Source organism: Rhodopila globiformis, assembly GCF_002937115.1.
In the GTDB taxonomy this organism is placed as follows: Bacteria; Pseudomonadota; Alphaproteobacteria; order Acetobacterales; family Acetobacteraceae; genus Rhodopila; species Rhodopila globiformis.
This window is the reverse complement of sequence record NZ_NHRY01000263.1, coordinates 66,698-82,435: the sequence shown is the minus strand read 5'-3', so window position 1 is coordinate 82,435 and position 15,738 is coordinate 66,698. Positions and strand designations below refer to the sequence as shown.

15 protein-coding genes are annotated in these 15,738 nt (G+C 67.3%); 10 read left to right on the top strand and 5 right to left on the bottom strand.

Features of this window, described 5'->3' with window-relative positions; translation table 11 throughout:
* Both CCS01_RS28805 and CCS01_RS28800 read left to right on the top strand, forming a co-directional pair.
* Nucleotides 1-795 carry an N-acyl homoserine lactonase family protein gene (locus tag CCS01_RS28805; protein ID WP_104522212.1) on the top strand — a complete coding sequence of 265 codons (795 nt, stop codon included), beginning with the start codon at nucleotides 1-3 and terminating at the stop codon, nucleotides 793-795.
* Between the two features lie 9 nt (nucleotides 796-804).
* On the top strand, nucleotides 805-1,308 hold the full coding sequence (locus tag CCS01_RS28800) for an OsmC family protein (protein ID WP_104522211.1): 504 nt from the start codon (nucleotides 805-807) through the stop codon (nucleotides 1,306-1,308).
* A 16-nt stretch (nucleotides 1,309-1,324) separates the two neighbouring features.
* On the opposite strand, the gene CCS01_RS28795 is transcribed toward CCS01_RS28800, so the two are convergent.
* Nucleotides 1,325-3,370: a hydantoinase/oxoprolinase family protein gene (locus CCS01_RS28795; RefSeq protein WP_104522210.1), complete on the bottom strand. Its 2,046-nt coding sequence runs from the start codon at nucleotides 3,368-3,370 to the stop codon at nucleotides 1,325-1,327.
* A gap of 191 nt (nucleotides 3,371-3,561) precedes the next feature.
* Between CCS01_RS28795 and CCS01_RS28790 the strand changes: the two genes are divergently transcribed.
* Entirely contained in the window at nucleotides 3,562-4,011 is a 450-nt protein-coding gene (locus CCS01_RS28790) for a winged helix-turn-helix domain-containing protein (RefSeq protein WP_104522209.1), read from the top strand.
* A gap of 470 nt (nucleotides 4,012-4,481) precedes the next feature.
* Here CCS01_RS28790 and CCS01_RS28785 read toward each other — a convergent pair whose 3' ends face one another.
* A complete protein-coding gene (locus CCS01_RS28785; protein WP_104522208.1) occupies nucleotides 4,482-4,829 on the bottom strand; it encodes a hypothetical protein in 348 nt (115 codons plus the stop codon).
* Nucleotides 4,830-5,221: 392 nt separating this feature from the next.
* Here CCS01_RS28785 and CCS01_RS28780 point away from each other — a divergent pair, with 392 nt between their 5' ends.
* From CCS01_RS28780 to CCS01_RS28760, 4 genes are all read left to right on the top strand, one after another.
* Nucleotides 5,222-6,241, top strand: coding sequence for a zinc-binding alcohol dehydrogenase family protein (locus CCS01_RS28780; RefSeq protein ID WP_104522207.1), 1,020 nt, complete (start codon nucleotides 5,222-5,224; stop codon nucleotides 6,239-6,241).
* A 725-nt stretch (nucleotides 6,242-6,966) separates the two neighbouring features.
* On the top strand, nucleotides 6,967-7,209 hold the full coding sequence (locus CCS01_RS28775; protein WP_104522206.1) for a CopG family transcriptional regulator: 243 nt from the start codon (nucleotides 6,967-6,969) through the stop codon (nucleotides 7,207-7,209).
* Nucleotides 7,210-7,950 carry a type II toxin-antitoxin system PemK/MazF family toxin gene (locus CCS01_RS35925; RefSeq protein ID WP_338050011.1) on the top strand — a complete coding sequence of 247 codons (741 nt, stop codon included), beginning with the start codon at nucleotides 7,210-7,212 and terminating at the stop codon, nucleotides 7,948-7,950. It begins immediately after the preceding gene.
* A 754-nt stretch (nucleotides 7,951-8,704) separates the two neighbouring features.
* On the top strand, nucleotides 8,705-9,352 hold the full coding sequence (locus tag CCS01_RS28760; RefSeq protein WP_104522205.1) for a choice-of-anchor E domain-containing protein: 648 nt from the start codon (nucleotides 8,705-8,707) through the stop codon (nucleotides 9,350-9,352).
* 509 nt (nucleotides 9,353-9,861) lie between these two features.
* On the opposite strand, the gene metF is transcribed toward CCS01_RS28760, so the two are convergent.
* The gene (gene metF / locus CCS01_RS28755; RefSeq protein ID WP_239992441.1) at nucleotides 9,862-10,812 is read right to left on the bottom strand and encodes a methylenetetrahydrofolate reductase [NAD(P)H]; all 951 of its coding nucleotides are present in this window, start codon (nucleotides 10,810-10,812) and stop codon (nucleotides 9,862-9,864) included.
* 208 nt (nucleotides 10,813-11,020) lie between these two features.
* On the opposite strand from metF, the gene CCS01_RS28750 reads away from it, so the two are divergent.
* The gene (locus tag CCS01_RS28750) at nucleotides 11,021-11,845 is read left to right on the top strand and encodes an MlaA family lipoprotein (RefSeq protein WP_104522204.1); all 825 of its coding nucleotides are present in this window, start codon (nucleotides 11,021-11,023) and stop codon (nucleotides 11,843-11,845) included.
* Between the two features lie 32 nt (nucleotides 11,846-11,877).
* Complete coding sequence (locus CCS01_RS28745; protein ID WP_104522203.1) at nucleotides 11,878-12,489, top strand: MlaC/ttg2D family ABC transporter substrate-binding protein; 612 nt, start codon at nucleotides 11,878-11,880, stop codon at nucleotides 12,487-12,489.
* On the opposite strand, the gene CCS01_RS28740 is transcribed toward CCS01_RS28745, so the two are convergent.
* A complete protein-coding gene (locus CCS01_RS28740) occupies nucleotides 12,446-13,003 on the bottom strand; it encodes a GNAT family N-acetyltransferase (protein ID WP_104522202.1) in 558 nt (185 codons plus the stop codon). The two genes, CCS01_RS28745 and CCS01_RS28740, sit on opposite strands and share 44 nt — an antisense overlap.
* A 1,211-nt stretch (nucleotides 13,004-14,214) precedes the next feature.
* Between CCS01_RS28740 and CCS01_RS28735 the strand changes: the two genes are divergently transcribed.
* On the top strand, nucleotides 14,215-14,616 hold the full coding sequence (locus CCS01_RS28735; RefSeq protein ID WP_104522201.1) for a rhodanese-like domain-containing protein: 402 nt from the start codon (nucleotides 14,215-14,217) through the stop codon (nucleotides 14,614-14,616).
* 523 nt (nucleotides 14,617-15,139) lie between these two features.
* Here the strand turns inward: CCS01_RS28735 and CCS01_RS28730 are convergent.
* Complete coding sequence (locus tag CCS01_RS28730) at nucleotides 15,140-15,697, bottom strand: DUF2939 domain-containing protein (RefSeq protein WP_158258660.1); 558 nt, start codon at nucleotides 15,695-15,697, stop codon at nucleotides 15,140-15,142.
* Nucleotides 15,698-15,738: the final 41 nt, after the last annotated feature.

The window sequence follows — 15,738 nt, the reverse complement described above, 5'->3', positions numbered from 1 at the left end:
ATGACCGCAGACTATGAACTGTTCGCCCTGCGCTATGCCACGCGGCCGGCGAACCGGTCGGACCATTTCATTGGCGGCGACCCGCATGACGGGCCGATGCCAATGGATTATTTCGTCTGGCTGGCGCGCAACGCCGATCGGGCGGTGGTGATCGACATCGGGTTCACTGCTGAAAGCGGCGGCAAGCGGGGGCGGCAGCTGGAACGCTGCCCGATCGATTCGCTGACGCTGCTGGGCGTCGATCCGGCCTCGGTGGAGGACGTGATCCTGACCCACATGCACTACGACCACGTCGGCAATTTCGCCAGGTTCCCCAAGGCCCGCTTCCATCTGCAGGAGCCGGAAATCCACTACGCCACCGGCCGCTACATGCGCCACCCGCATCTGGCGAAAAGCTTCGAGCCGGACGATGTGTGCGGCGTCGTCCGGCTGAACTTCGACGGCCGCGTGGTGTATCACAACGGTCCGGCCGACATCCTGCCCGGCATCAGCGTGGTGCCGACGGGCGGGCACTCCGCGGGTTTGCAGTTCGTCAAGGTGAACACGCGGCGCGGCGTGGTCGTACTGGCCTCCGACGTCTCGCATTTCTATGAGAACATGGAGTCCGGCCGGCCGTTCACCGTGGCGCTGCACGTCGGCGACATGCTGGAGGCGTTCGACACGCTGCGCGCGCACGCCGCCTCGCCCGAGCTGATCGTTCCGGGGCACGATCCATTGGTCATGAAACGATATCCGCCGGTGTCGCATGACCTGGAGGGCATCGCCGTCCGGCTTGACGTCCCGCCTTTGCAGTAAGGAAATCTTATGAACGCTGACGATTTGCGCGCCGTCCAGGCGCCGCTGAAGCAACTGTACCGCGACCAGCCGGACGCGGCCCGCGTCCCCGCCCGCGCCGAGGGCAGCCTCGACCCCAACGACATCGCCATCGTCGTGGATGCCTGGCACGGCAAGACCACGGCCGGGCTGCACAAGGCCGGCGGCGGGTCCGGCGCGCTGGCCTGTTCCGCCGACATGCTGCTGGAGGCGCTGGTCGGCTGCGCCGGCGTCACGCTGCGCGCCGTGGCGACGGCCATGGGCGTGACCATCCGCGGCGGCAAGGTTATTGCGGAAGGCGTCTGGGACGCGCGCGGCACGCTGGGCGTGGACCGCTCCGCCCCGGTCGGCCTGACCGACATCACCCTCCGCTTCGACGTCGACTGCGACGCCGATCGGCCGAAGCTGGAACGGATGATCCAGACGACCGAGCGGTACTGCGTGATCCTGCAGACGCTCAAGACGCCGCCGAAGGTTACGATGGAAATCGCCTGATCGGGCAGGACGGCGGTCAGTCCGGCAGGCTGATCGCCATGTCCAGCCAGCCGCGCGGGTCCATGCGTGCCGTGTCGTCCGGGCGCAGCAGGACGGTGGTAGTGTCGGACTCGATGATCGCCGGTCCGGCTATCGCCTGGCCCGCGCCGAGCGCTGGGAAATCGAAGACCGGCACCGTCACCCACCCATCGAGATAAATCCGCCGCGTCCCCTTCGGCGCGGCGGCTGCGGCGGATGGCACGGATGCCGCCGCCGCGATCGCCGGCAGGCGGCCGATGGCCGACAGGCGGGCGTTGACCACCACCACGTCCTGGCCGCGCAGGGCGTAGGTGTACAGCCGCTCGTGCGCCGCGTGGAAGCGCTCGGCGATGTCGGCGGCCAGGGTGCCGGAGCGCCAGTCGACGTCATCCAGCGCGACGGGGATCTCGAACACCTGCTCGCCATAGCGCATGTCGGCCGACGGGCGGAGCACGACGTCGCCTTCGAACCAGGCCAGCCGGGCGCGGCCCTCGTCCTCCATCGCGGCGAAGGCGGCCTGCAATGCCGCGGTGTCGATCCCGCCGGTCTGCCCCAGGCTGCGGCTCAGCTCGATCCGCAGGTCGGTGTTCAGCATGCCCCAGGCCGACAGCACCGAGGCCGCCAGCGGCACCACCACCCGCGCAATCCCCAGCGCCTCCGCCACGGCGGTGACGTGCAGCCCGGCCGCGCCGCCGAACGCGAGCAAAGTGTAGCCACGCGGATCGACCCCGCGCCGCACGGTCGCGACCCGCACGCCGTCCGCCATGCGGCTGTTGACCAGGCGGTGGATGCCGGAAGCGGCGGCGGTGGTTTCGATGCCAAGCTCCGCCGCCAGCGCCGCCACCACGCCGGTGGCCGCGTCCCCATCCAGCCGCCGGCGGCCGCCGAGGAAGTTCGCCGCGTCGAGATAGCCAAGCACCAGGTTGGCGTCGGTCACCGTCGCGCCCTGCCCGCCCTGGCCGTAGCAGGCCGGCCCGGGGTCCGCCCCGGCGCTTTGCGGCCCCACCGCCAGCAGGCCGGACCGGTCCAGGTGGCCGATGGAACCGCCGCCGGCCCCGAGCGTCACGATGTCCAGGCTTGGCAGTGCGATGCGCGCGGTGGCGACGGACTTGTCGCCGGACAGGCCGGGTTGCCCGCCGCGCACCACGGCAATGTCGGTCGAGGTGCCGCCCATGTCGAAGCCGATGATGTCCGGCGCGAGGCCCGTTCGCGACAGGGCCACCGCCGCCGCCACGCCGCCCGCCGGGCCCGACAGGGCGGTGCCGGCCGCCAGCCGTGTCGCCTCGGCCACCGAGGCGACGCCGCCGTGCGACAGGATCACCAGCAGTTCGCCGGCAAATCCGGCCTCCTTCAGCCGGGATCCCAGGCGGCCGAGGTAGTGCTGGATCACCGGGCCGACCGCGGCATTGGCGATGGTGGTGGAGAAGCGCTCGAACTCCTTGATCTGCGGCAGCACGTCGAAGGACGTGGTGACGTAGGCGCCGGGCAGGCGACGGCGAACGGCCTCGGCGGCCTGATGCTCGTGGCCCGGGTTGCGCCAGGCGTGCAGGAAGCAGATGGCGACGGTCTGGACGCCGCCCCGTTCCAGTTGGTCGATGGCGGTGTCGAGCGAGGCGGTGTCGAGCGGAACTTCCACCGTTCCGTCGGCGCGGACCCGCTCGGTGACCGGCAGGCGCAGGCGGCGGGGGACGAGCGGGGGCGGCGGCGCCATGCGCAGGTTGTAGCGGTCCGGCTTCAGCCCCTCGCGCATTTCGATGACGTCACGATGCCCGGCGGTGGTCAGCATGCCGGCGGGGGCAGTCTTTCCCTCCAGCAGCGCATTGGTGGCGACGGTGGTGCCGTGGACGATGCGGGAGGCGCGGCCCAGCAGGTCCGTGGTGGTCAGGCCGAGGCGTTGCGCGGCCAGCGCGATCCCCTCCAGCACGCCATCGGATTGATCCGCCGGCGTGGTGGTGGACTTGGCGGTGATCGTTCCGCCACCGTCGCCGGAGACGACGATATCGGTGAAGGTGCCGCCGACGTCGATGCCGATCGTGTACGTCATGGCGACAGATTAGCCGGCTTCCGGGGTGGCGCAACGCTGCCGGCGCTGCTGCCTCCGCGCGTCCGGCTGGGCGCTGGACCTGCGGGAGGTTTGATCCGGCCGAGGGGCCTGCCGGAAGCGCCTCGACAGGTTTCTTGACGGGTCCCGGCGGTCTCGTTAGGGGATCGGCACCACCGACAGGATAGTCCCGCATGGCCGATCGACCGGAGCTGAGCGTCCAGGTGCGCATCCTGCCGCTGATCGGCCCCGGCAAGATGGCGTTGCTGGAAGGCGTCGACCGTTTCGGCTCGATTGCCGCCGCCGCCCGCTCAATGGGCATGGCCTACCCGAACGCCTGGAAGTTGCTGGAAAGCATGAACGGCTACTTCCAGGAGCCGCTGGTGGTGCGGGTCGTCGGCGGCCGGCGCGGCGGCAGTGCCTCGCTGACGCCGACCGGGCGGGCCGTGCTGGACATATTCCGCGCGGTGGAAACGAAAGCGAAGATCATGTTCGCCGGCGACCTTCTCGCCCTGACCCAGTTGCTGGCGACGGAGCCAGGACCGGCAGCAGGCTGCGGCGTGATCGACGCGGATATCGGTTCGCAGGACTGCACGGCGAAGAAACGTGGCTCGCAGGCCGGCGCCGCGGTGGCGCTGAAATAGGCACAGTCGTTGCCGCTTCGTCATGCCCGGCGGAGCGAGGTCTTCTCCCTATCATCGTGGTCGGGCATGTCCCGGCCATCTGCGCACGAACGGCGGGGGTGGATGGCCGGGACACGCCCGGCCATGACGGAGAGGGAACGGCCGCGGCGCCAAATCCTTCTCCAGCCGTTGTCTTATCCTGATACGCATGGGGCGGCCCGGCGCATACGTCTCGCGCTGTTGATGCCTCCCTAACAGGTCGCCGAGCGCGTACGGTGGCGGCTTTCCCGCAGCCCAGACCGGGCTACGACGTCGGGATTACACCAGGATGTACGTCGGCGGCCGGTGTTCGTACGTCGGCGAACTTCTTCCTGCCGGCTTCACTCGGAACCAGCACGGCGCACAGGCGCGGCGAGGCAACGGTCTCCGGTTGCCAGCCGTCCGGGCCCAGCATCTGTCGATACGTCAGTTGCCGCGGCCTTCGCTTCCGGTCAGTGCAGTTTCGGCCCGGGTGCCTGTCCCGCGCGCCCATAGGCCGCGATTGTTGCCATCCCGTCGATCTGCCAGGGCTTCAGGGCGAAACATACCGCCTGCCCCTCGGGCGTCCGCAGCGTCAGGACCAGATCCTGCCCGGCGTCGGGGCGCTCAAGGTTCCAGCTGTCGAGCGGATGAATCGTCCCGCTGAAAGACTGTTCCGGTATTGCGCGGAGCAGACTGTTCAGGCAGCCTGCCGGCAACGACAGCGCAACCGTCTGCCCCTTCCGGTCGCGCAGCCGGAGCCGGAGGCACTTGCCGTCCGCCGAAAGGCGCACATCGAGCAGTTCCGCCGCGTCGATCATGTCGCCCCCGCCTGGTTCAGCCCTGCTTCCGCGACGGTCCCGGCCGGATGAGCCGAAGGGCCCGCCACAGCCGTGGCGCCATATTTAACAGGATATAGCGCAGCGGCGCAACCCGGGCCTCCGCGAGTGGCATCGGAGGCGGGCGCTGCCATGTTCGACGGCCTCGGTGCCGGCTCCCGCTGCGGCGTTCCGGGACGTAGCGACTTCGTTGCACTTCCGCTTGGCCAGCAGGCTGCGCGGGTAGCCACGGCAGCAGTCCACGCAGGCCCGGAGCAGGGTCGGGGCTTCAGCCAGCCTGGAAGGATTTTATTGTCGTTGGAACGGGTCTATCATCACGGCAAGGACTTTCCTGTCAGCCGACAACTGCCGGCGCCGTCATCGAGGATCCCACCATGCGTGCTGTCGGCTACCAGGACTCCCTCCCGATCGAGGCCCCGGACGCCCTGGTTGACATCAACCTGCCGAAACCTCGGCCAACCGGCCGCGACCTGCTGGTCCAGGTCCAGGCCATTTCGGTCAACCCGGTCGACACCAAGATCCGGCGCCGGGCGAAGGCCGAGGCGGGGGCGTGGAACGTGCTCGGCTACGACGCCAGCGGCACGGTGGTCGCCACCGGCCCGGATGCCGCCCTGTTCAAGCCCGGCGACACCGTGTTCTACGCCGGGGACATGAGCCGCCAGGGCACCAATGCCGAGCTGCACCTGGTGGATGAGCGCATCGTCGGCCACAAGCCGAAGTCGCTGGACTGGGCGCAGGCCGCCGCCCTGCCGCTGACCGCGATCACCGCCTGGGAAACCCTGTTCGACCGCCTGGACGTCCGCCGGCCGGTGCCGGGCGCGGCCGAGGCGATCCTGATCATCGGCGGCGCCGGCGGCGTCGCGTCGATTGCGATCCAGCTTGCCCGCCGCCTGACCGGCCTGACGGTCATCGCCACCGCTTCACGGCCCGAGACGCAGGCCTGGGTGCGCGATCTCGGCGCCCACCATGTGGTCGATCACGGCAAGCCGTTGGCCGCGCAGGTCGCGGCGCTGGGGCTTGGCGCGCCGGGTTTCGTGTTCTCGACCACCGGCACCGGCCAGCACCTGGCCGAGGTCACCACGCTGATCGCGCCGCAGGGCCGCTTCGCCCTGATCGACGATCCGGCGACGCTGGACATCATGCCGTTCAAGCGAAAAAGCGTCTCGGTGCACTGGGAGTTCATGTTCACCCGGCCGATGTTCCACACCCCGGACATGGACGCGCAGAACGCGCTGCTGAACGAGGTCGCGCGGCTGGTGGACGAGGGGCAGCTCCGGACCACGCTCGGGGAGAATTTCGGCCTCATCAACGCGGCAAACCTGAAGCGGGCGCATGCGCTGATCGAAAGCGGGCGGGCGCGCGGCAAGATCGTGCTGGAAGGCTTCGCGGCGTAGGGCAGCCGCTGTCCGGCACGATGGCTGGTCGGGCCGGATGCAGCCGGAAGCCCCGTAGCCATCAGGACAGGGGCTGTGGCGGAGCGAGGTCGTCTTCCTTCCGTCATGGCCAGTACCGCCCGCCGGAGCGTCAGTACCCATTTTCCCCAGTCCTTGCGGACCGGACGGCAAAGGGCGTTCGCGGCAAGCGGTGCGCCGCGCCGGGTGGGTCGAAGGCGGCGGCGGAGCTTGGATTGCCTACCGATTTTCAACACGGAGGAAGACGAAGGACCACCCAAGGGCCACGGAGGGGTGTGAACGGGTCAGGCCACGAAGCGGCGCAGGCCGTCCTTCAGGCACGGATGGGTCCGAGCAAGTCCAGGCCGATCGTGTGATGCGCGTCAATCGCCAGATCAATGACGCGATCTGGCCGGTCCCGCCAGGCCAACAAGGTCCGGTTTTCGTGGCCCTTTGTCGTCCTCCGTCTTCTCCGTGTTGAGAATCACGGAAGGATGCGCGAGCATGAACGGTTCCGGGGGCGCTGCGACCGTCTATCAGAGAATCCGCCCCCACAATCCCCAGCCCTTGCGGATAATGGCCGGGCAAAAGGCACAGGCCCCTCCGCTGCGTCCAACACGACCGGCATGTCCGGCGACCGGTACCAGGCGGCGGCGTGGCCAGGGCCGGCTGTCGCTTGATTTGTCGCCATGTGTGTACACCATGTCCGACATCAGGAAGGATATACAATGGCGGCGCCACTCTCCGTCCGGCTCGATGACAGTGTCCAGGCCATGCTGGAGGCGGAAGCCAGGAACCGCGGCATCGGCCTGGCCAGGTATCTCCGTCAGCTTGCCACAGAGGCCGCGCGCGAGGTTCGGCGCAATGCCATCCGGGCGCAAAGCGCGGCCGTCGCGCGCCATATCGCCGAGAACCCCGAGGCAAAGGATTTCGCCGAATTCTGGGGCACACCGCGCTCGGAGGGCTTGTAAGTGGCGGCTGTCACCGCCGGGGACATCGTCATCGCCGATTGGCGGGGCGACGCCCTGCCGAAGGAACCCAACAAGTTCCGGCTCGCGGTGGTGATCGAGGACGAAACCTTGTTCGGGCCGGACTACCCAAACGTCATTCTCGTGCCGCTGACCGAAGATGCCGGCCTGGCGATCCCGGGCCTGATGGAACCGATCGAGCCAAGCCCTGAAAATGGCTGCACGAAGCGCTGTTATGCGCTGGCGCCCTTCGTCGCATCGACCTCGGCCCGGCGCCTGCGCGCGATGGGGTTCCGCATCACGGCGATCAGCTTGCCCGCATCCGGCGCCAGGTGGCCGAGGCGATCGGCCCGGGATGAACGGGTCCAAGGATGGCTGATCCGGCGGCTTTCGGACTGGTGCGGCACCGCATGGCCTGCCCCGCAAAGCTGCGCTCAGTCGCCGGGCGATGGCGCTGACCCGCTTGCGCATCGCGCGCGCGGCCTCGTTGGTGGCCTCGTTGGTGCAGGCGACGGCGAGCGCCTGGGAAGGCGCGCCGGGTCGGCGGGATGTGGGCGAAGCGGGTGGCCGGCACGCGCGTCCTGCCGGCGCCGACCAGCACCGGCGGCGGGCCATCGACGACTGCGACCGCCGCCCGCTGCCTGGGGTTGGGGCGGGCGAGCCGGTGGGAGGCATGGGGTTCATGCCGGATACCGATCATGCGGCTTCGGCCTGACGGGAACGCGGCACAGCCCGCCGGCATGATGCGGACGGGCGGCGGCGCCCCGACCGCCAGGAGCTAGGGAACGCCTGCCGCGCCGCGACCGATGGGGCCCTACCGTGGGACCGCCGGAATGAAGCTTTCCAAATCGGAATGTGTCGGCGCGCCGTTCATGTCGGCACGGCATCCATTTTCTTGCGGCCAGTCGAAATTTTCGTTACGGACTGGCGGGTATGCACGTTAATAAGCCACAACAAGATGAACGAGACGCAAGCCGTTGAAGGCCTGGCGCGCCTGTGTCGGAAAACTTTACGCCGAGAGTGAAGGCATCGTCGCAGCCGCCTGAGTACTCGGTCGGGCACCGACGTCGTCTTAAGAAGCAGGGGTCTCTTCTCAAACGCCTGCAACGCCTCGTTCGCGGCCGGCCTGGTGCAGGGAGAGCATGCCTGGGATCAGTGCCTGTTCGAGCCGCAAATTCAATGAGTTACGCCGCCTTCGCAGTATACAGTCCCGCGCTCGGGGAGGCCCTGAGCCGGACAGCGCCTGGTTGACGCTTGCCGGCAGGGAAGCCGTATGCTCGTCGCACCAGGTCTTCGTGGCAACCATTGAAATGGCCCAACCAAACAGGCTCCAACCCAAGGCGTTCCCGTGTGTAAAGAATCCCGACACCGATGCGACGATGGGCACCTTGACCCGACGCCAATTCATTGTAGTATAACATTAATCATCAATGGCACGACCTTTGCTTGGAAGTTTTGTGTCAGCAGGATATCTTTCCGATATCAGAAAGGTGTGACCATGAAGCGTATTTTGATCGCAATGACCGCCCTGGCGGCCGTCGCCGCCAACCCGGCATTCGCCGCCACGGAAAGTTTCTCCCACACAACCCCGATCCAGACGGTTCCGTTCACCGATAACTTCACCCTGACGGCGTTCGACACGTCGCTCGGCACCTTGACCGGGATCGAGATCACCCTGACGACCAATTCGACCGCCATAGTCGACGTCTTAAACAACACCGGCGCCGCGCAGAGCTTTACGGACGCGACGTCTTCAGTCCCGGTGACGGCAACCGGGCCGGCCGGCGTCATCATGTCGCAAAGCCTGGTGGCCGGACCGTTCAATGGCAACGCTGCGCCTGGGACGGACCCATTCCCGGGAAACGCCGCCAACGCCACCTCGTCGGTCAGCGTCGCTGCGGCCGATTTCGCCACCTATGAAGCGACGACGTCTGGCGTATCCCTGGATTTCAGCGTTGCAACCGGCAACGGGAGTTACCACGGCACGGCCATCTCTGGCGTGTTCTTCGGCGGCAGCGCCAATGTCGGCGGCACGACCACGATCACCTATACCTACACCCCCTCCACGCCGATGCCGGAGCCCATGAACCTGATGATTCTCGGCGCTGGTATGGCCGGCCTCGGGTTCGTGCGTCGCCGCGGTTGAACCCCTTCGCGGGAATTCACCAGATCGGTGCGTATCCGCATCCTGTCGGCTGGCAGACAGGGCACAGAAAAGGGCGGTTCCTTTGGGAGCCGTCTCGTTTGCTTTGTGAACCATGTACGCAATCTCATACCGCTGGACGTCGGAGAATTTGACACCAACAGAGCCCAGGATAACTCGATCAACGGCAAACCGTTATAAAAGAACACGAGGTTGCCCCTTCAGGCACTACCCGGTACATCGACGACATGCCGGCTGCACCTGACATCACACGCGTACACGACGCCGGACGTTCCAGCCCGAGCCGGCCTGTCGGCCAGCAGAGGCAGGAATCGTGGGATGCCTCCCGTTGGCCAGGGACGAGACTTCCGGCGGGTGGTACTGCAGGCCCACCGGGGCTGAAGCGAAGCATTTCCACGGCACTCCATCGCTGATATCCCGCGGCAGGCAACAAGCGTTGGCCACCAAACCAACGCTTGTTGCCTTACAAGGCCCGGCTGCGGGCGCCCGGATCAGGCCGCCACCCGCGCCCGCACCCCCAGCACGTGCGCGATCGCATACGTCAGATCCGGCCGGTTCAACGTATAGAAGTGGAACTCATCCACCCCGTTCGCCTGCAGCAGCCGCACCTGCTCCGCCGCGATCACCATCCCCACCATGCGGCGGGTTTCCGGATCGTCGTCCGTCCCCTCAAACAGCCGCCCCATCCACGCCGGCACGCTGGCGCCGCACATGTCGGAAAACTTGACAGCCTGCGCGAAGTTCGACACCGGCATGATCCCCGGCACGATCGGCGCCGTGATCCCGGCCGCCAGGCACAGGTCCAGGAACCGCAAGTACGTCGACGTCTCGAAGAAGTACTGCGTAATCGCCCGCGTCGCCCCGGCATCCAGCTTCCGCTTCAGGTTCTCCAGGTCCGCCATCGGGCTGGACGCCGCCGGATGTACCTCGGGATACGCCGCCACCGAGATCTCAAAATCCGCGACCATCTTCAGCCCGGCGACCAGGTCGACCGCGTACGGATACCCACCCGGATGCGGCTCATACGCCGAACCCGGTGGCGGATCGCCGCGCAGCGCGACGATGTGGCGGATTCCCGCCTCCCAATAGCGGCGCGCCACCGCGTCCACGTCCACCCGAGTCGCGCCGACGCAGGTCAGGTGCGCCGCCGGCACCAATCCGGTCTCCCGGGCGATTCGCGACACGATCGCATGGGTGCGCGCCTGGGTGCTGCCCCCGGCGCCATAGGTGACGGAGACAAAGCGCGGCGCCAGCGGCTCCAGCCGCTTGATGCAGGCCCAAAGCTGTTGCTCCAGCGCCTCAGTGCGCGGCGGAAAGAACTCGAACGACAGCTTCGGCGCCGGCAGGTCCGCGTTCCGCATCGGCAATCCGGAGAACCGCGGCCCGGTCAGCCAGCGCTGCAGCGTGGGGGAGGCAGTGTCGAGTGACGTGTCCATCGCCATTGAATCTCCGGTTTTCTGTGGAAAAGCAAGCGATGTCTGGATCATGCGGCATTCCCACCGCTGGTGCGCCTATGGTAACGTCTCTGGCCGAGCGGTTCACGGAAACCTCACTTCTAAGGTGTTCCAATGCGAATCACGCTCGCCATGTGTGTCTCCGCCCGGACGCATGTGCCGGTCACGTGTGTCCTGTCCTGGCCCGAGGAAACTGATGCGATCTGTCCCACCTGTTCGACCACCCCTTGGCGGGACATTTCGGCTTCTGGCCCTGTCCGCGCTCGTCACCGTCAACGTGGCCGCCTGCGCCACCAGGCCGCCGGCCAGCGACCCCGACGCGCTGGCGGACTACGAACAGACCAATGATCCGCTGGAGCCGACCAACCGGGTGTTCTATGCGATCAACAACGGGCTCGACACCGTCATCCTGAAGCCGGCCGCCGAGGCCTACCGCTGGGCCCTGCCCGGCGGAGTGCGGCGCGGCATCCATAATATGTTGAGCAACCTCGGCACGCCGCCGCAGCTTGCCAACGACATGCTGGAAGGCAAGCCCCGGCGGGCGGGCGACACGGCGATGCGCTTCGTCATCAACTCCACCGTCGGCGTTCTGGGCATCTTCGACGTGGCCACCAAGTGGGGCTACCCCAACCACGACTCCGATTTCGGCATGACGCTCGCCTCCTGGGGCGTGCCCGAGGGGCCGTTCCTGTTCCTGCCGGTGCTCGGCCCGAGCGACCCGCGCGACGCCGCCGGCTTCGGCGTCAACATCGCGCTCGATCCGTTCACATGGATCGGCGGCCCGGGTCAGATCGGCTGGACCGCGTTCAACTGGACACGCTATGGCCTGAATGCAGTTGACACGCGCGAGCGGGTGCTCGATTCCCTGGAGCAGATCAAGAAGACGGCACTCGATCCCTACGCAACCTTCCGCAGCCTGTATCGTCAGCATCGTCATGCGCAGATCGAGGAGATGCGGAACGACAACCGCGCCACCGTCCCCGTCTGGTTTCCCGCGGCGGCGGCCCAACCCAGCAAGTGAAGCGATCCTGTTAGCGGAGCTCGGAACATCTTATGATCCATCGTCGGTCCCTCCTGACACTCGTTGCCGCGACGGCCGCTTTGTCCGCCGCGCGTCCCGCTCTCGCTCAGGCCACCGAGAAGGCAGCCGCGTTCGTCAAGTCAACCGGCGACAAGATCGTCAGCGTGGTGAACGGCCCCGGCTCGCCCAACAGCAAGCGCGCCGCCATGACCCGGATCGTCGACAGCTATGTGGACGTGGATGAGATCGGCCGCTTCTGCCTCGGCCGCTACTGGCGCCAGGCGACGCCCGAGCAGAAGAAACAGTACCTCAGCCTGTTCCGCGAGGTGCTGGTGACGAACATCACCGCGAAGGTCGGTGAATACCGGGGCGTGAGCTTCACCATGGGCCGCACCCGGATGGAGGACGAGGACGCCGTGGTGTCCACCATCGTGAACCGGCCAAACAACCCACCCACGAACGTGGAGTGGATCGTCTCCAATCCCACCAGCAATCCCAAGATCGTCGACGTCAAGGCCGAGGGCACGTCGCTGCGGCTGACCCAGCGGCAGGACTATGCCTCCTACCTCCAGCACAACGGCAACAGCATCGACGCGCTGATCACCGCCATGCGCAACCAGATATCGCAGAGCCAGGCGGGCTGACGCTCTCATACAGGATCATGTCGTAGCCGCGCTGTTCGAACCGGCCGGCTTCGCGCATGCCAATCGCGCCCAGGATGGTGCGTGAGCCGAAGTTGCTGGATCGGGCGACGGCGATGATGCGCGGCAGGTGCGCGTTGTCGTGGCCGAACCGCAGCACCGCGAAGGCGGCCTCACGGGCCAGACCGCGCCCCTGCGCCTCGGGCCACAGCGCGAACCGCAAAGCCACGCCGCGCCCGTCCGGACGGTGCTCGAGCCCGGCCACGCCGGCGAAGCGCCCCGAGGCTGTCTCGCGGGAGGCCGTTTCGCGGATCGCCCACCAGCCGAAGCCATAGCGGCCCCAGGCAATGATGTCCCGTGCCAGGTCGTCCGCCGCCTGGGCATAGCCGCGCACGCCGCCCAACATGACCGCGAACACGCCGGGATCGGCCTTGATCGCCCGCAGATCGGGCAGGTCGCCGCCAGCGACCGGCGAGAGGACGAGGCGTCCGGTATGGATGACCCAGGCTGGATTCACGGCTGCCCGGACCGGAAACCGGTGCCGATGGCCGGCCCGGCCCCGGCCGCGGCGGCAGGGACGGATCGGCGGTGCCCGGTCATCTTCCTCATGGTGAACAGCCCTACGCCCACGCGCATCCCCCGGAATTTCGGCAGCCCGGCACCCACGGCTTCCGCCGAAGCCGACTGCCTGCACGCCCCTCTGTTACGGGGACACGCGCCTCACCGCGGCGTGCCCGGCCGGATCAAGCCCGTCCTGGCCCATGATCAGGGCATCGTTCCGGCTTGGCGGGGCCATCGACATCGGGCGGCGCTATGCCTTCGGCGTGCATTGGCATCGGCTCCCGCTGCGTGATCAGATACCGCCGCCAAGATCGCCGGGCAACGTTATACCAGCTTCCCGGTCCACGGATCGGTTCCGTCCGACGAATCCACCCCCGTCGATCGCGCTGCGGCCGCCCTCCGCAATCATGCCTTGTTCCAGCGGAGCCTGCCGGATGGCACGCCGGTTGTGTTCGCACGGCCATCATCTGTGTGCATCTGTGTTTCCAAAATCCGGCGGCTGTTGTCGGCTTCCGGGGTGGTCGGGTGAGGCGTTCCACGGTCCCGAAATCCAACCAGAACCGTGTTGAAATAAGGTCCACGACAATACCCTGTCGGATGACGTGCGCCCCCGCTGCGGCAACAGCCCCGCTGCATTTGCGTTCATCTGCGGTTCCATCTCTCCTTCGGAGCAGCACGCACGGGTTGGAACATCCCTCCCGCCGCCACGCTGCTTCAGGAACCGAAGATGAACGCAGATGAACGCAGATGGGCCGGTGGTGAACTGGACCTCCGAACGTACTGTCGGCCGCGCGCCGATCGTTGCCGGGACGCTCGGTTGCGGTTTTCAAGAGTCCTGGCGGGTTCCGGATGGGCGGTGAAGCGTCTCACCACCCCGAAATCCAACAAGAGCCAATCCGGCACTCTCAGCGCGGCACAAACCGGCCGCCGGCGCACTGACCGGGACGCAGCGAGGTTGTCCGTTCTACGAAACAAGGGGAAACGCAGATGAACACAGATGCATACAGATGCTCCTTCTGCGGTTCCGGCGGCCCTGTCCGGTCACGCGGCCTGTCCGGCATGAACCGGCCGTGGCGGCGCAAGCCAACAGCGGCCACCGGCATGACTGGCCGCTTCCGGTTGGCCGTGACCTCCGCTACGTTTGTTGCATTCAGGAGGAGACAGGGCATGCAGATCAGGAAAGGCTACAAGCAGCTTCTGGCCGAGGCGAATGCGGAGATCGAAACCCTGCCCGTGGCGGACGCGGTTGCGCTGTCCGGCCAGCCGGACGTGGTCTTCGTCGATCTGCGCGACCCGCGGGAAATGGACCGCGAGGGCCGGATGCCCGGCGCCTTCCCCTGCACCCGCGGCATGCTGGAGTTCTGGATCGACCCGGAAAGCCCCTATGCCAAGCCGATTTTCGCCGAATCGAAGCGCTTCGTGTTTTTCTGCGCCGGCGGCTGGCGCTCGGCGCTGGCGGCGAAAACCGCCCAGGACATGGGCCTGGAACGCGTCGCCCATATCGAGGGCGGATTCGGCGCCTGGAAAAAGGCCGGCGGCCCGGTCGAGGAACCGAAGCCGAAGACCTGAGAGCTTGAAAATCAATCGGCTTTCTGGACGATTCCAAAGACCAACGCCAAATCTTACAGGACTTTGCAGCAAGCCGCAGGCCGGTTGAGACGAACGTGCCGGATCGGCGGCGACAGCCCGTGGAGGCACCCTTGCCCCCGCGCGCCAAGGGTGCCTCCACGCAGCAATGGGCTGCGGCATCGGGGCCGTCGGCGATGTTGTACTGGCGGAAAATCCGCGGATTCTACCACAGAGACACAGGGACACAGAGATCAGGATCGCCGCGCCGCCGACGGCTTCGTTGCAATCTCTGTGTCCCTGTGTCTCTGTGGTAAACCATCGTCGGCCGCAACAGGCACCGGCCATGCCAGGGCCGCACGCCCCTGGCCGCACCGTCATGTGGTCCGGACCGGCGCTCCGGCCGTAGCCCGAAGCGGACGACGCCGCCGCTGTATGCCTGCGAGCTGACTCCCCACCGTCCTGCGCTATGCTGGAGCAACTTCGGCTCCGGCCAGGAGCCGATTGATTGTCAGGCTCTGACCGGTCAGGCCCGCGACCCGGGATTGGCCAGCAGGTCCGCCGGCAGCCAGACCCGTTGCACCTTCCAGGCCCCGTGGCGCAGATCCATCTGCAGCCGGATGGGCTCGGCCTGGCCCCGCGCCTGCAGGCTGATCGAGAACGTGGTGGGGCTGTCGAAGAACGCCCAGTTCACCTGGATGTCCGGCCCCTGCTGGTCGCCGCTCGCCGCTTGCCGTTCGCTGCTCAACGCGGTCAGGGGCGACGAGCCGGTGGCGGCCAGCAGCGCCTCGGGCGTCACGGCCCGGTCGATCGCGTTGGAGGCGATCCCCCGCACGAACGACGCGCCAAAAGGCGGCAGGGTGTTGCCGGTGCTGGCACCCGGATCGTCGTCCCCGAGATCGCAGATATCCTCCTTGATGCCCTCGCGAACCGCCGGCCAGTTCACCAGCGACCGGAGCGTTCCGGTATCGGAGGTCTGGATGGCTTCACCCAGCCGATACAAGGTCAGGTACGGGGTTGCGCCATAGGCAACCCCTGCGGTCAGTACCGCCGTGAGAAATGGCCACACGACACGTACGTGCATTGCTGGCTCCTTCATTCCGCATGGCCGTCTAACGCTGCTGG

What these genes read in the sequence shown, in the direction of transcription:
- CCS01_RS28790 (WP_104522209.1), top strand. Translation starts at nt 3,562, where the DNA reads ATGGCCGATCGACCGGAGCTGAGCGTCCAGGTGCGCATCCTGCCGCTG.
- CCS01_RS28775 (WP_104522206.1), top strand. Translation starts at nt 6,967, where the DNA reads ATGGCGGCGCCACTCTCCGTCCGGCTCGATGACAGTGTCCAGGCCATG.
- CCS01_RS28730 (WP_158258660.1), bottom strand. Translation starts at nt 15,697, where the DNA reads ATGCACGTACGTGTCGTGTGGCCATTTCTCACGGCGGTACTGACCGCA.
- CCS01_RS28750 (WP_104522204.1), top strand. Translation starts at nt 11,021, where the DNA reads ATGCGATCTGTCCCACCTGTTCGACCACCCCTTGGCGGGACATTTCGG.
- CCS01_RS28805 (WP_104522212.1), top strand. Translation starts at nt 1, where the DNA reads ATGACCGCAGACTATGAACTGTTCGCCCTGCGCTATGCCACGCGGCCG.
- CCS01_RS28800 (WP_104522211.1), top strand. Translation starts at nt 805, where the DNA reads ATGAACGCTGACGATTTGCGCGCCGTCCAGGCGCCGCTGAAGCAACTG.
- CCS01_RS28780 (WP_104522207.1), top strand. Translation starts at nt 5,222, where the DNA reads ATGCGTGCTGTCGGCTACCAGGACTCCCTCCCGATCGAGGCCCCGGAC.
- metF (WP_239992441.1), bottom strand. Translation starts at nt 10,812, where the DNA reads ATGGCGATGGACACGTCACTCGACACTGCCTCCCCCACGCTGCAGCGC.
- CCS01_RS28745 (WP_104522203.1), top strand. Translation starts at nt 11,878, where the DNA reads ATGATCCATCGTCGGTCCCTCCTGACACTCGTTGCCGCGACGGCCGCT.
- CCS01_RS28785 (WP_104522208.1), bottom strand. Translation starts at nt 4,829, where the DNA reads ATGATCGACGCGGCGGAACTGCTCGATGTGCGCCTTTCGGCGGACGGC.
- CCS01_RS28735 (WP_104522201.1), top strand. Translation starts at nt 14,215, where the DNA reads ATGCAGATCAGGAAAGGCTACAAGCAGCTTCTGGCCGAGGCGAATGCG.
- CCS01_RS28760 (WP_104522205.1), top strand. Translation starts at nt 8,705, where the DNA reads ATGAAGCGTATTTTGATCGCAATGACCGCCCTGGCGGCCGTCGCCGCC.
- CCS01_RS28795 (WP_104522210.1), bottom strand. Translation starts at nt 3,370, where the DNA reads ATGACGTACACGATCGGCATCGACGTCGGCGGCACCTTCACCGATATC.